The sequence below is a fragment of the Peribacillus sp. NPDC096448 genome (assembly GCF_044762675.1).
GTDB classification, from domain to species: Bacteria; Bacillota; Bacilli; order Bacillales; family DSM-1321; genus Peribacillus; species Peribacillus frigoritolerans_B.
The window spans coordinates 19,214-32,860 of record NZ_JBIWEU010000019.1; the positions used below are offsets into that span (position 1 = coordinate 19,214).

13 protein-coding genes are annotated in these 13,647 nt (G+C 42.1%); all 13 read right to left on the reverse strand.

What is annotated here, in order from left to right:
- Nucleotides 1-4: 4 nt before the first annotated feature.
- The 13 genes from yabQ to ssuD all read right to left on the reverse strand — a co-directional run bounded on the left by yabQ (nt 5) and on the right by ssuD (nt 13,634).
- Nucleotides 5-637 (reverse strand): spore cortex biosynthesis protein YabQ, encoded by a 633-nt coding sequence (gene yabQ / locus ACIQ0C_RS23035; protein WP_402843157.1) that lies wholly within the window; start codon nt 635-637, stop codon nt 5-7.
- Nucleotides 634-942: a sporulation protein YabP gene (yabP, locus tag ACIQ0C_RS23040; RefSeq protein ID WP_034316308.1), complete on the reverse strand. Its 309-nt coding sequence runs from the start codon at nt 940-942 to the stop codon at nt 634-636. Before yabP ends, yabQ begins: the two co-directional genes overlap by 4 nt.
- A 76-nt stretch (nt 943-1,018) precedes the next feature.
- Nucleotides 1,019-1,282 carry an RNA-binding S4 domain-containing protein gene (locus ACIQ0C_RS23045; RefSeq protein WP_034316386.1) on the reverse strand — a complete coding sequence of 88 codons (264 nt, stop codon included), beginning with the start codon at nt 1,280-1,282 and terminating at the stop codon, nt 1,019-1,021.
- 23 nt (nt 1,283-1,305) lie between these two features.
- Nucleotides 1,306-2,778 carry a bifunctional methyltransferase/pyrophosphohydrolase YabN gene (gene yabN / locus ACIQ0C_RS23050; RefSeq protein WP_403064275.1) on the reverse strand — a complete coding sequence of 491 codons (1,473 nt, stop codon included), beginning with the start codon at nt 2,776-2,778 and terminating at the stop codon, nt 1,306-1,308.
- Nucleotides 2,771-4,393: a putative polysaccharide biosynthesis protein gene (locus ACIQ0C_RS23055; protein ID WP_403064278.1), complete on the reverse strand. Its 1,623-nt coding sequence runs from the start codon at nt 4,391-4,393 to the stop codon at nt 2,771-2,773. The genes yabN and ACIQ0C_RS23055 overlap by 8 nt, the downstream gene beginning before the upstream one ends.
- Before the next feature lie 176 nt (nt 4,394-4,569).
- Nucleotides 4,570-5,106, reverse strand: a complete 537-nt coding sequence (gene spoVT, locus ACIQ0C_RS23060; RefSeq protein ID WP_402843148.1) for a stage V sporulation protein T — start codon at nt 5,104-5,106, stop codon at nt 4,570-4,572.
- A gap of 188 nt (nt 5,107-5,294) precedes the next feature.
- Complete coding sequence (mfd, locus tag ACIQ0C_RS23065) at nt 5,295-8,831, reverse strand: transcription-repair coupling factor (protein ID WP_403064281.1); 3,537 nt, start codon at nt 8,829-8,831, stop codon at nt 5,295-5,297.
- A 150-nt stretch (nt 8,832-8,981) separates the two neighbouring features.
- Entirely contained in the window at nt 8,982-9,212 is a 231-nt protein-coding gene (fin, locus tag ACIQ0C_RS23070) for an anti-sigma-F factor Fin (RefSeq protein WP_034316319.1), read from the reverse strand.
- A 105-nt stretch (nt 9,213-9,317) separates the two neighbouring features.
- A complete protein-coding gene (gene pth, locus ACIQ0C_RS23075; RefSeq protein ID WP_402843142.1) occupies nt 9,318-9,878 on the reverse strand; it encodes an aminoacyl-tRNA hydrolase in 561 nt (186 codons plus the stop codon).
- Nucleotides 9,879-10,141: 263 nt separating this feature from the next.
- Entirely contained in the window at nt 10,142-10,780 is a 639-nt protein-coding gene (locus ACIQ0C_RS23080; RefSeq protein ID WP_402843139.1) for a 50S ribosomal protein L25/general stress protein Ctc, read from the reverse strand.
- A 173-nt stretch (nt 10,781-10,953) separates the two neighbouring features.
- Nucleotides 10,954-11,706, reverse strand: coding sequence for an ATP-binding cassette domain-containing protein (locus tag ACIQ0C_RS23085; protein ID WP_403064284.1), 753 nt, complete (start codon nt 11,704-11,706; stop codon nt 10,954-10,956).
- Nucleotides 11,707-11,719: 13 nt separating this feature from the next.
- Complete coding sequence (gene ssuC, locus ACIQ0C_RS23090) at nt 11,720-12,493, reverse strand: aliphatic sulfonate ABC transporter permease SsuC (protein ID WP_403064287.1); 774 nt, start codon at nt 12,491-12,493, stop codon at nt 11,720-11,722.
- The gene (gene ssuD, locus ACIQ0C_RS23095; RefSeq protein ID WP_403064290.1) at nt 12,468-13,634 is read right to left on the reverse strand and encodes an FMNH2-dependent alkanesulfonate monooxygenase; all 1,167 of its coding nucleotides are present in this window, start codon (nt 13,632-13,634) and stop codon (nt 12,468-12,470) included. The genes ssuC and ssuD overlap by 26 nt, the downstream gene beginning before the upstream one ends.
- Nucleotides 13,635-13,647 lie beyond the last annotated feature (13 nt).

Consider the following 13,647-nt stretch of genomic DNA (forward strand, 5'->3'; position numbering starts at 1 on the left):
CTCCTCATTTCTTTTTATTTTTCCATCCATTTATTGTTCTAAATATAGAATTCTTTATTTTCAATAAAATTCCTTTTCCTTTATTATAAAACTTCCCGACGTTTTTCGTAACAAAAACCGGCAATAAATTCCATATATAAGTCAGAATCCATTTTAAAGGTCTCCAGAATATATTCAAAATAAAGAGAAGTAATTTCCCCGCCCATTTTAATAAGGCCAAAACGAACTTACCTATCCCGATGATGATGGCTAATATGGATACTATTACCCATTTTATCGGTAGAAATATCAGCATGTGAACCGAATTCGCTATAAATCTCGCCAACTTTATCACAAGTATTATCAAAAACTCTAAAAAACGTAGATAGAAGCCTTTGAAAAGTGCTTGATAAGCTGAAAAACCGCATAATAAGGCCAAAAATAAATAGAGGCGAAACTCTCCCTCATTCACTAAAAACAAAACATAAAAAATAAGGAGACCCTGAATGATCCAGAAAAGGAAGTCATGGATGAATACAATCCACCTTTTCCTTTCTGAACGATTCAGGAACCGGCTATACGTATCCAGGGCAGCTCCAAAGCCACTGCCCATGCCTATCATCGCAAGCAACGTATAAAATTGGATCGTTAAGGTCATTTGAACAACTTGCCAAAGAATCCTTTAGCTTTCTCCCCTGATTGCTCATCTAAATAAACAAGGTCGAAAATCTTTCCCTTAATGGAAACGATGCCTTTATCAACGTCCAAATTCTTCATTTGCAAGTTTTGGCCCCGGATTGATAAGAATCCCATTGACGTTTCGAGCAGAAACTCTTCATTATCGAAACTTTCAACTTGTTTGACACCGGTAATATCAAGTAAACGGCGGCCTTTCATCGTTACATCATGCTCTTGGGTCGTTCCCTTTGTGTAACCAGCATTCGGATCAATATATTGGCTCATTTTTTCATCCCTCACAGTACCACTGATTTTGTACAAGTGTATGTCCGTAAGATTGGAATTAGAACCAAGCCTGTCCTTACTCCTCCGCTAGCTTTTCTTCCTTTACGATGGTATACATATCTGCAGCCGCTTCTTTTTTCGTCGTTTCTTGAATTTTATCGACACGTACCGTAACAAGCTTTTGACCGAATCTTACTGTCAACTCATCGCCATCTTTCACATTCGAACTTGCTTTGGCCTGTTGTCCGTTAATCGTGATTCTCCCTTTATCCGCAACCTCCTTTGCAAGTGTGCGGCGCTTGATCAACCTTGAAACTTTCAGGAATTTATCCAATCTCATCGACATTCAAATCTCTCCCTTAATTAAAGTCCTTTAGCTTTTGCTTCATCCCAATATGAATCCAGTTCTTCCAATGTATAATCCTCAAATTTTTTGTCTGCCCTTTGAATGCACTCTTCTATATATGTAAAACGCTGGTGGAATTTTTGATTTGCTTTGTAGACGGCTTCTTCCGCTTGTATGTCATAATAACGTGAAATGTTGACAAGCGCAAAAAAGAGGTCGCCCAGCTCTGATTTTATTCTTTCAACATCCCTGTTCGGGCTCAATATTTCCTCTTCCAATTCCTGCACTTCTTCCCTGACCTTTTTCCAGGCTTCGGAAACCTCATCCCAATCAAATCCGACCTTCGCAGCCCTTTTTTGGTACTCTTCGGCCCGAAGTAAGTTTGGCAGCGATTTCTCAATACCATCCAGTATGGATTTCAGAGCTTTTGTTTCGCTTCCTTTTTCATCTTCTTTGATTTTCTGCCAGTTCACTAATACATCTTCCTCGCCGTTCACTTCAACATCTCCGAATACATGAGGATGGCGCCGAATCATTTTTGCCGTAATGCCTTCAATCACATCATCTATCGTGAACATGCCCTCATCTTCACCGATTTGTGAATGAAGCATCACCTGAAGCAGGACATCCCCAAGTTCACCAACCATACCCTCATCGTCACCTTCGTCAATGGAATCAATCAGCTCATATGCTTCTTCTATTAGATATTTCTTTAAACTTTCATGAGTTTGTTTCTTATCCCAAGGACATCCGTCAGGACCTCTAAGTTCTGCGATGACCCGCCGCAGCTTAGAAAACTCTCTATATCGTAAAGCTTCATCTTTTACTGGTGGGACATAAACACTCGTCAAGTTACTTAACTCCATCTGACGGTCGAGTTCGAAGAGGGCGCATTTTGTCACTTTTTCCTGACTGCTGCCTGCCGCAGTTACGATATATACCACGTAGTCATCCGGGAGCTTTTCCATCAAAGTCAGCTTCACATCGGATGCACTGAATGCGTCATACACCTGTCCGATTATCATATGCTGGGTAATGTGTAAATCATCCGGTGAAAGATCTGTTCCATCCAATAGCTGAAACCCTTCTATCGGATCGATCCTAACAGCCTGAAACAATGGATCAAGGAAACTTTGCCCGCCTTCCAGCTTAATGGCTATTCCAAGAGCCGGACCCTTTTCGAGCAAAAGCTGCACCGTTTTTTCCGCAACCATAGGATGCCCCGGAACTGCGTATAAAATGGAACGGTTTGAAGCCTCTTGTAATAATGTTCCGGCAATTTCTTCATATACAGCTTCAAATTGGTCGTGCTTTTCATATATCCCGTCAAACGCCGTGAAATTTATTCCTTCCCTTTTCAAATCCCCGATTACCGGATGATCAACCGTTCTGACGTAGCATTGTTCTGTTTGTATCAATTTTTTATAAATCCCTAGTGGAAGCTGCTCTAAATCCCCTGCACCAAGGCCTATTATCGTAATCTCATTCATGATTTCTTATACTCCTATTCGTTATTATAAATCGTTTAAGCTTTGAACCTGCAGGTATAAGTGAAAGTTCTTCTTCACCAAATAAGCCTGCCCGAATGGCGGTCATCACAAAAACGGCTGCACCGATCCCTACACCGATCAAAGCTTGGATCGTAGCTAACAACCGGCTCTCGCCCGAGGACATCAATTCGAATAAACCATTGAATAAAACAACCGCAGCCCCCATGTAAACCGTACTCTTCAAGATAATTAACACGTGCCGTTTTTCAATTAATGTCTTTTTAATATGTACTTTCAATACAACATAAAATAATACAGTCATGATCATATACGCAAGTACTGTTGCCGAGGCTGCTCCCGCAATTTTGTAATGGGGCACCAGAACAAGGTTCAAAGCCCACTTGCTGCCCACCCCCACAATCGTAATGATCACCGGCACGAACGAATGGCCTAAACTTTGAATCACTGCCGCTTCCGCCATAATGAGGGATGTAAATAAAATCGATAAAGAGAAAATTGCTAAAGTAATCGTCCCTTTGGCATCAGTGAACAGCATATGATTGACAGGCTTCATCGTCACCACCAGCCCGATCGCAGCAGCGAGCCCGATCGTCGCACTTACACGAAGCGCCAATTTGATCTTATTCAATAAATCAAGTTCACTTTTACTCTGAACGAATCCGGATATTACAGGTACTAGCGCCAATGCAAAAGAATTAGCCACGACTGTACCTAGCTGAAGCAACGGCTGTCCTCGATCATATACCCCTTTCCATTCTTTGGCTTCCCCTTCCCCCATTCCCGTTTCCCTTAGCAGGGAATACAAGTGCAGTGAATCGACAAACTGAAACAAGATAAGGATCAAACCAGTTATGCAAAAGGCCAATCCTTGGAAAATCAGGGCTTTGGAAATTTTGATGAAATTCACCGGTTTGATTCTCATTCGTAAAAAAAGCTTCCATTCTTCTCTTAAAATAACGAAAGCAATTAGCAGTACCATGCCTGTCATGCCGCCGGTTACCGAACCGAGGACCGCCCCCTTGCCGACCACATAATGAGAGTAGCCCTGATACACGAATATTGTGGAAAGGACCAGAATCGTCAGCACACGGATGCATTGTTCAGCGACCTGCGAACTTGCCGTCGGTAACATGTCGTTTATTCCTTGAAAATAGCCTCTTAAAACAGATGAAATCGGCATTAATAAATAGGAATAGGCAACGATCCTCAGCAGACCGGCTAAATGCGGATCCTTCATCCATCCTGCAATCCAATCAGCGCCAAGGAATAGTGCAGCAAACATCATGACGCCTATCGAACTTAAGACGACGAATGATGTCACTAATATGTCTTTGACCGCGAAGTTATTTTTGGAAGACTCCCGTTCTGCAATTAGTTTGGATATGACTACCGGAAAGCCGATTGTTGATAATGTAAAGGCAACACCGTAGAAGGGATAAACCTGTTGATAGATATAAAATCCGATGTCACCAGCAATGTTCTGATATGGTATGCGATAGGCCGCGCTCAAAACTTTTACGATAATCGCTGCTGCACTCAAAATCAACGCACCTCGAAAAAGTTCATTTGATGTTTTAACAGGCTTTTCAGCCATATTTTTTCCCCTTTTCACTCATATGTGGTAGTTATTATAGCATAATTCCAATGGGTATTTTTCAATTCCAGCCATACTGTCAATCATTTTCCATATCCACTTCTTTTAGAAAGTGCAAAAAGGACAGCGCGATTGCTGCCCTTTCCACCTTTAAAAATATAATGGCATGTCCAAGGTTACTGCTCCATTTGTCTAGCTAGGAAACTTGCTGCTGTTTCAACCGATTTCTGTTCCACTTCACCAATGGTACTATCTTTAGAGAAAATCAAGACGGCACCAATCGGGTCGCCACTCGCAATGATCGGAGCTGCAGTATAAGATTGGACCTCTTCATCATTGGAATCAACGAATGAAATTTGTCCGTTCGGAGACTCCAGGACAGGATTTCTTTCTTCCATGATTTTTTCCACTAGATCACTGACGCTTTTATTTAAGTATTCTTTTTTGGATCCGCCTGCCACTGCAATGTAAGTATCCCTGTCACAAATCATAACTGGGTTTCCAAGGCTATCATATAGTGCTTCTGCATATTCCCTTGCGAAATCGCCTAATTCACTAATAGGAGAGTATTTCTTTAGGATGACTTCTCCATCTCTATCCACAAATATTTCCAGTGGATCTCCTTCACGAATACGGAGTGTCCTGCGAATTTCTTTCGGGATGACGACTCTTCCTAAATCATCAATTCGGCGAACGATACCAGTTGCTTTCATCTAATGTTGCCTCACTTTCATCTAATTGATTTGATAAATCCTCATTTTGTAGCAAAATCATCACCAGCTATTGTACTTAGTATTTTTCTAATGGTAAGTTCTATGCACTTTGAAAAAATTTTTCTTTTTGTTGCATTTTTTTACCATGGTACCTAAAAAAATTTCTTCTAGAGGACAATCATTCAATTTTAGTTTTTTGTGGCTTGCGTCTCTTTTTTTACATACTGCAAACCCTTGGCCATTTCAAATAAGATATTAAGCCACTTGCTTTGTTCCACGCCTTTTATGTGCAGGACCAGCTTCATTCGATTGCCGTCCATGCCGAAGCCCACCATACGGCCATACTTCGATCCCAGCTCGAACACCTTTTGTCCATCCACTTCGCTGCTGACCTTTTCCCTAAGGAGAATGCTGATTTCCTGCTTTAATTGTTTAATGCTTTCAATTCCAGCCTTTTCAGCATATACCTTCATTTCGGCAATCATGAATAAATAGGAAACTTCCTCTGGATATTCTCCGAAACGATCGATCATTTCCTCTTGTAATTCTTCAACTTCTTCAAGCGAAGCTATACCTCTGAACCTTTTATACATTTCTATTTTCTGATGTCCATCCATTATGTAGGCATCCGGGATATAAGCATCCACTTCAACGTCGATTTCCAGGGTGCTCTTTTCTTGGGCTGTTTGGTCATTACGTTTCGCATCTACAGCTTCTTTCAACATTTGTGAATACAGATCAAAACCAACCGAATCGATGAAGCCATGTTGTTGAGCCCCTAGAATGTTTCCAGCTCCCCTGATGGATAAATCACGCATCGCGATTTTGAACCCTGAACCCAATTCTGTAAATTCCTTAATGGATTGAAGACGTTTTTCCGCCACTTCCGTCAACACTTTATCTTTCCTATAAGTGAAGAACGCATATGCCACCCGATTGGATCGACCTACACGGCCACGCAGCTGATAGAGCTGTGAAAGTCCCATTCTATCCGCTTCATTCACTATAAGCGTATTGACATTGGGAATATCAACACCCGTCTCTATAATGGTTGTACTTACCAAAACATCATATTCGCCTTCTAAAAAGCCGAACATGACGGCTTCCAGTTCTTGCTCTGTCATTTGCCCATGAGCAAAGGTGACACGGGCATCAGGCACCAGCATGGAAATTTCTTCTGCTTTTCTTGCTATATCCTCTACCCGATTGTAAAGGAAATAAACCTGACCACCCCTGGCCAATTCCCGTTCTATCGCTTCCGTTACCAAAGAGCCATTATACTCCATGACATAAGTTTGGATCGGGAACCGGTTCTCAGGCGGTGTTTCGATGACGGACAGATCCCTCACGCCCAACATAGACATATGTAGGGTCCTTGGTATCGGTGTCGCAGTCAAAGTCAGTACATCCACATTTGTTTTTAACCGTTTGATCTTTTCCTTATGTGTAACGCCAAAGCGCTGTTCTTCATCAATGATCAGCAATCCCAAATCGCGGTACACGATATCTTTTGATAAAATCCTATGTGTGCCAACCACAATATCCACCGTGCCGGCCTTCAATCCTTTAATCGTTTCCGTTTGCTGTTTTTTAGTCCGGAAACGGCTCATAAGGCCAATCGAAATGGGATAATCCTGAAAACGCTCCCTTAATGTTTCATAATGCTGCTGGGCGAGGATTGTGGTCGGAACAAGAAATGCAACCTGCTTCCCATCCATTATGGCTTTAAAAGCGGCCCGGATCGCCACCTCTGTCTTCCCATATCCAACATCGCCACATAATAAACGATCCATCGGCCGTTCCCGTTCCATATCCTTTTTGATTTCGACTATGGAACGTAATTGATCTTCCGTTTCGTTATAAGCGAATGATGTTTCGAATTCTCTCTGCATATCACCATCAGGTGAAAAGGCATAGCCCTTTGCCGCTTCTCTTTCTGCGTATAACTTGATTAAATCATCGGCAATGTTCTCAACGGATGATTGAACCTTACTTTTGACACGTTTCCATTCCGTTCCGCCTAGCTTGTAAAGCTTCGGCTCTTTTCCTTCAGAACCGACATATTTTTGGACAAGATCAATTTGGTCGACAGGAACATACAATTTGTCATCCGCTTGATAACGAATATTCAGGTAATCTTTATGGACCCCATTTATCGTAAGGGTTTCAATACCCAAGTATTTTCCGATACCGTGGTTAACGTGAACGACATAGTCACCGATCTTCAGTTCGGAATAACTCTTGATTCGCTCCGCATTCGATAGTTTCTGTCTCCGTACCGATTTCTTTGACTTCTTATTAAACAATTCCGTTTCCGTAATGATACTGAACTTTTGCATAGGCAATTCAAAGCCGCTATTTAGACTGCCGCGTAAAATCTGTACTTTACCTGGAAGAATGCTGTCAGCATTAAACAGTTCTGCGGCCTCTATATCATAATCGGCTAAAACCGAATGCAGCTTTTTTACCCGTTCTTCATCCTGTCCAAGTATGACGACTGTATATTTCCCTTTTTTCCAACGTTCCAGTTCAGCTTTGAACACATTCATCTGTCCATGGAAATTTTGCATTTGTTTACTGGCAAAATTCAGGATATTCTGAGGATTCGTATGCGGTACATGCCGTAAAAACAATGAAAGGTATACAAACGGCCTGCTGGATTTCACTATTAATTCCTGCATGGGATGAGCCAACTTTATGTCGTGGATAATTTGTCCCTGACTTAAAAGGTCCGTGTACCACCCAGCCTCTTCCTTTTCCAACGAATCATTGATTTCCTGGATTCTACTGATTTCATCCAAGAAAACCAAACCATTTACCGGTAAATAATCTATTAAACTAGCTGGATCTTCATACGCCAAACTTAAGTATTTAAAGATTTTGTCGGGTATATTCCCCATTTTCAGCTGTTCAAGTTCATAACTGATCGTTTGAACCAGCTGTTCCTTGGTTTTCTCGTCTTTAAGTTTCTTCAAGCTTTTACTTAATCCGCTCTCGAGCCTTGTTATGATTCTTTCGATATGCTCCGTCTCTAGCAAAGCCTCACTGACGGGGCCAATCGTCACTTTCTTGAGCTTCTCGATGGATCGCTGATCTTCGCTTGAAAAAGTCCTTATTGAATCTATTTCGGTATCGAATAATTCAATTCGTATTGGATTAGGTTCGGTGATCGGATAAATATCGATTATACCGCCCCTGATACTGAATTCACCTGGAGAAGCAACCATTTCGGACCGGTTATAACCCATGGCAATGAACTTATTAAGCGTTGGTTCAAGCTCGATGTCTTCCCCTAGATTAAAAGCTAGCTGATGTCTCTTCCAAATATCCTTTGGAGGAAGCACACGACGCACTCCGGGAATCGGGGCAATGACAATCCCTTTCTTTCCCTCCGCCCAAAAGTTCAAAGCCTCTACACGTTGGGCCCTTAATTCCGGGCTGGCAACACTCAAATCAGCCGCAATCAATTCATTGGCTGGATATATATATAATTCTTCCTCGGGAATGAAACTGGATAAGTCCTCATGGAATTTCTGTGCTTGCAATAAATTATGGGTAACTAATAAAATAGGCCTGTTCGTCTTTTCATATACGGAAGCCAGCAATAACGATCTCGAGGAACCTGTCAGACCAGAGACGATTTGCTCCTTAAGCCCTTCATCGATGCCGGCTATTAACGAATGAACATCATCTTGTTTGGAAAACAAGTTCTGCAATCCATTCATTTTCTTTCCCCCCTCTCTTTAACGTGCGAAAAACATTTACTGTATTTGAACTTGGCCATCACCAAGATCCTCTATTAACGGCAATTTATGTGCCCTGGTATTCCAGACAAACGGAAAAATGCTTTGGATTTTGTCCAAAGCCCTCTCCCGCTAATGAATAATATAATCGTTTTCATATAAATCAGGGTTTCTTTGCAGCGATTCATGGCAATCTTCACATATCGCCCTTACATGCATATCCCCTTCAGAATCATAAACGATCATCTCTTGTCGCTCTTCATCGGTAAGTTGATTAAAACCTAACTGCTCCGTACTCAGTGAGTGTGCCTCGATTGAGCCCAGCTTAGTTCCGCAATGTCGGCATCGATAATGGAGAGCCATTTGGTAACCCCCTATTTTTGTAATAGTGTTAGTATGTACAAAAGTAGAGGGGTTTTATTCAGCGAAACAGGAAGATATTATTCTTTACTTATATCTACTCTCTGCTTATTGGTTATATTCGTTCATGACCTGTATAAATGGTTTTTCCAACCAGGCTTCACATGAAGCTGCGCTTTTTTCGATCGTTGCCCCGACTTGATCCCATTCTTCAGGCGAAAAACGCCCTAATACATAATCAGATACCGGAATACGGCCAATCGGGCGGCCAATGCCTATTCTGATTCGATTGAATTCCTGTGTACCCAAATGGGCAATTGAAGATTTTATCCCATTATGACCGCCTGCACTTCCTTTTTGACGAAGGCGAAGCTTTCCTGGAGGCAAATCAAGGTCATCATATATAATGACCAAATCCGCGATATCCACCTTAAAGAAATGCATGACAGCCGAAATGGATTCTCCTGATAAATTCATGTAGGTTAAGGGTTTAAGCAATAAAACCTTTTCTCCCTTTACCATTCCTGAACCATATATCCCCTTATGTTTTGCTTGATCAAGAGGGATCGACCATCTTTTGGATAACTCATCTATTACTTCAAATCCGACGTTATGCCGAGTTTTTTCATATTGTTTACCTGGGTTCCCTAACCCTACAATAATTTTCATGATTCACACTCCGTCATTACGGTTATTTAGGGAGTTACGCTGGGACGAAGTTTTTCCAAGATCATTGACCTTAGAAAAATAGTACCCTAATTTCAAGCTGGACTGCAAGCGACCGGAGAACTAATTAGGTAAAATCCAAATTAAAGGAATCCATTACAAAAAAAGTCCGTCCGGTTTAAATGGATGCATTCCAGAGATTGAAAAGACGTAACTCGTTAAGAGCTACGCCTATTATATCACGATTCACTTGTTTAATCCCGGCATCATGACTCTGGTGATGCCTTGGTTTCCCTGCCTTCTTCATTTTCAGGGATGCCGCCATCCTGCTGTTCACCTGTACTTATTTCCTCTTCCTGACGAGGAGCCAAAACAGATGCAACAACTTCTTCACCATCGTTGCCGATTGTAACTTGCTTATTCGTTTGGATATCGGATATGTAGATTGTTTCCCCTACCTGAAGTTCTGTAACGTCAACATCGATGGAGTCAGGAATGTCATTAGGTTTAGCCGTAACCGTCACTTCATGAAGAGACTGCTGAAGGACCCCACCGTCTTTCACGCCTTTGCAAACACCGACAAGGTTAATGCGAACTTGTGCCTGTAATTGAGCGGACATATCTACAATTAAAAAGTCTGCATGATAAATGGAGTTTTTTATTGGATCCTTTTGATAGTCAGAGAGCATGACTTTATAACTCTTACCTTCCAAGTCCAAAGAAATGATTCCATTACGGCCTATTTCCTTGATTGTCTTTTGAAGCTCAATATTATTGACTGAAATGGCCGTACTGTCATTTTTATTGCCATATACTATCGCAGGGATTTCGCCGCTTTCTCTCAAATTCCTTAAATTAGAGTGTTTTGAACCCGTACGTTCTTTTGCAGCTAATATATTACTCATACATCCTCCGCCTTCCTAAATATGAATTACAAGTTTCTCTATATTTAACATTTCCCTAAATGGCGAATCATTAAACATGAAAGGTAAAATCCGAAGGGAGCAAGAAGGCGATAAACATATGGTAAACATAGGAATCCGCTGCAAAATCTTTTTTCATTCTTTTTTTCTCTAACTCAAGCGTGAATCGCTTTTTTTTCCATTTCCCCCTCGACTTGCATCACTCGGTCTAGGATTTGGGCTGCTAGTGATGAGTATTGAATACTATCCTTTTTCCGCGGTCTAGGCAGATTGATTTCCTTATTCATGACGACTTTGCCTTCTTCGATTAATATGACACGGTCGGCAAGCATAACGGCTTCTTCAACATCATGTGTAACAAGTAAGGCAGTAAAGTCCCTTTCCCTCCATAGTTCTTCTATCAGCCTTTGCATGCCAATCCTCGTTAAAGCATCCAACGCCCCTAGTGGCTCATCCAAAAGGAGAATGTCAGGTTGGTTAACCAATGCCCTCGCCAATGCAATCCTCTGTTTTTGCCCCCCAGATAAAACGGACGGCCAATCATTTGCTCGATCTGCCAGGCCCACTAGCTCCAGCAATTCCATTGCGTTTGGCTTCCAATCCCCTTTCAAGCCTACACCAATATTTTGAAGGATTTTTTTCCAAGGAAAAAGCCTGCCATCCTGAAACATCGTACGTGATGATTTATTTAAGCCATTCAACGGCTTTCCATTTACCAGTATTTTCCCACCCGTCGGCTTTTCCAGTCCTGCCACAAGACGAAGCAAGGTGCTCTTCCCACAACCACTCTTACCGACAATGGCTATGAATTCCCCCTTTTTAAATGTCAAGTCCATCCCCTTCAATACTTCAAACTTCCCAAAATCCTTTCTTACACCATGCAACTCCAACGAATTTCCATTTTTCATGTTAATGACCTCCTCATTGGTATGACGGATGCCACTTTAAGCATCTTTTTTCAATCACTTTGGCCGCAACGTCCGATATTTTTCCTAATAAGGCATATAAGAGAATACTAAGAACAACTATATCCATCCTCATGAATTCCCGGGCATTCATAGCCATATATCCAATTCCGGAATTAGCGGAAATTGTTTCCGCAACAATTAATGTGACCCACATGATTCCAAGAGAGAAGCGGATACCCACCAAAATGGATGGAAAGGCTGCAGGGAGGAGTACATTCCAGAATAAAGAAAAACCACTTAACCCATAAACCCTCGCCGCTTCGATTAATCCCTTATCCACCGATTTCACACCATGAAATGTATTTAAATAGATAGGAAATAGAACCCCTAAAGCGACAAGGAAGATTTTCGCTTCTTCCTCTATACCAAACCATAGAATCACCAGTGGTATTAAAGCTAAATGGGGAATATTACGCAACATCTGAAGCGAGGTATCGAATAAAGCTTCAGCAATGGATGATAATCCATTTAATAAACCTAGTACAAAACCAATGATCCCGCCTATTAAAAAGCCGATGAAGGCACGCTGAGCACTGATGCCGATATAATCAATAAGTTCACCTGTCCCCAATAAAGCAACACCTGCTTGAAACACTTCAGTCGGGGCAGGCAATATCCGATCCGACAAAATCCCCCACAAAGACAGCAGCTGCCAAGTTACCAAAAGGAGGATGGGCACAAGCCATGATATGTGGTGGAACCTATTGAACTTTTTGTTTAACTTCATCTTCAATTTCACTTCCTTTTGTAGGGTAGTGGTCATTAGCCAATATTTCCCCGAATGGGCTCGTAGCATTTGAAACAGGTCCTTGCAGCCGTTCAACAGGGAGTAAAGGGAATAATAATTCCGCAACTCTGTACGCTTCTTCAAGATGGGGGTATCCAGATAAAACAAAGGATTCTATTCCGATTTCTTCATATTCTTTCATTCTGGCAGCAACATTTTCTGCACTCCCAACCAGTGCCGTACCGGCGCCCCCGCGCACAAGACCTACACCTGCCCATAGGTTAGGGCTAATTTCAAGCGAATCCCTGTTTCCGTTATGGAGTTGCGCCATCCGCTTCTGGCCTACTGAATCAAATCTTTCAAAAATCTTCTGTGAATTTTCAATCATTTCGTCATCCACATATTTAATGAGTTCCTCTGCTGCCTGCCAAGCTTCTTCTTCCGTTTCTCTTACAATGACATGCATCCGTATGCCAAACCTGACCTCACGTCCATATTCTGCTGCCCTTTTACGTACCTTTTCAATTTTTTCAGCTACTTGTACCAAGGGTTCACCCCAAGTCAAGTACACATCTATATGCTTTCCTGATATATCGATGGCAGGGTCGGAGGAACCCCCGAAATAGAGTGGCGGGTACGGTTTTTGTACAGGTGGCAAAAGGATGTCCCCGCCTTCGACCTTTAGGTGCTCCCCTTCAAAGTCCACTTTACCCCCGGACATTTCCTTTCTCCAGATATCAAGAAATTCATCTGTCTGCCCATATCGTTCCTTATGATTCAGAAATACGCCATCACCCGCCAATTCGACCGGATCCCCTCCAGTTACTACATTGATCAAGAGACGTCCATTCGACAGCCGGTCGAAGCTCGAAGCCATCCTGGCAGCCAAGGTTGGCGACATTAAACCTGGGCGGACCGCAACTAAAAATTTCATTCTTTCCGTGGCGGAAATCAACGAAGAACCCACTACCCATGCATCCTCACAAGACCGTCCCGTCGGAAGCAACGCTCCTTCAAATCCCAAATGATCGACCGCCTGTGCTATTTGCTTTAAATAAGGAAGCGTGATTGCCCTTCCTCCCTTTGTTGACCCTAAATAGCGACTTTCCCCGTGTGATGGTAAAAACCAAAAAACTTTCATTTGTATTTCCCCC

Excerpts from the sequence above, each read along its gene's own strand:
- fin (WP_034316319.1), bottom strand. The coding sequence starts at position 9,212 with ATGGCTCTCCATTATCGATGCCGACATTGCGGAACTAAGCTGGGCTCA.
- ACIQ0C_RS23055 (WP_403064278.1), bottom strand. The coding sequence starts at position 4,393 with ATGGCTGAAAAGCCTGTTAAAACATCAAATGAACTTTTTCGAGGTGCG.
- ssuC (WP_403064287.1), bottom strand. The coding sequence starts at position 12,493 with ATGAAGTTAAACAAAAAGTTCAATAGGTTCCACCACATATCATGGCTT.
- ACIQ0C_RS23080 (WP_402843139.1), bottom strand. The coding sequence starts at position 10,780 with ATGAGTAATATATTAGCTGCAAAAGAACGTACGGGTTCAAAACACTCT.
- ACIQ0C_RS23085 (WP_403064284.1), bottom strand. The coding sequence starts at position 11,706 with ATGAAAAATGGAAATTCGTTGGAGTTGCATGGTGTAAGAAAGGATTTT.
- spoVT (WP_402843148.1), bottom strand. The coding sequence starts at position 5,106 with ATGAAAGCAACTGGTATCGTTCGCCGAATTGATGATTTAGGAAGAGTC.
- ssuD (WP_403064290.1), bottom strand. The coding sequence starts at position 13,634 with ATGAAAGTTTTTTGGTTTTTACCATCACACGGGGAAAGTCGCTATTTA.
- pth (WP_402843142.1), bottom strand. The coding sequence starts at position 9,878 with ATGAAAATTATTGTAGGGTTAGGGAACCCAGGTAAACAATATGAAAAA.
- yabQ (WP_402843157.1), bottom strand. The coding sequence starts at position 637 with ATGACCTTAACGATCCAATTTTATACGTTGCTTGCGATGATAGGCATG.
- mfd (WP_403064281.1), bottom strand. The coding sequence starts at position 8,831 with ATGAATGGATTGCAGAACTTGTTTTCCAAACAAGATGATGTTCATTCG.
- ACIQ0C_RS23045 (WP_034316386.1), bottom strand. The coding sequence starts at position 1,282 with ATGAGATTGGATAAATTCCTGAAAGTTTCAAGGTTGATCAAGCGCCGC.
- yabN (WP_403064275.1), bottom strand. The coding sequence starts at position 2,778 with ATGAATGAGATTACGATAATAGGCCTTGGTGCAGGGGATTTAGAGCAG.
- yabP (WP_034316308.1), bottom strand. The coding sequence starts at position 942 with ATGAGCCAATATATTGATCCGAATGCTGGTTACACAAAGGGAACGACC.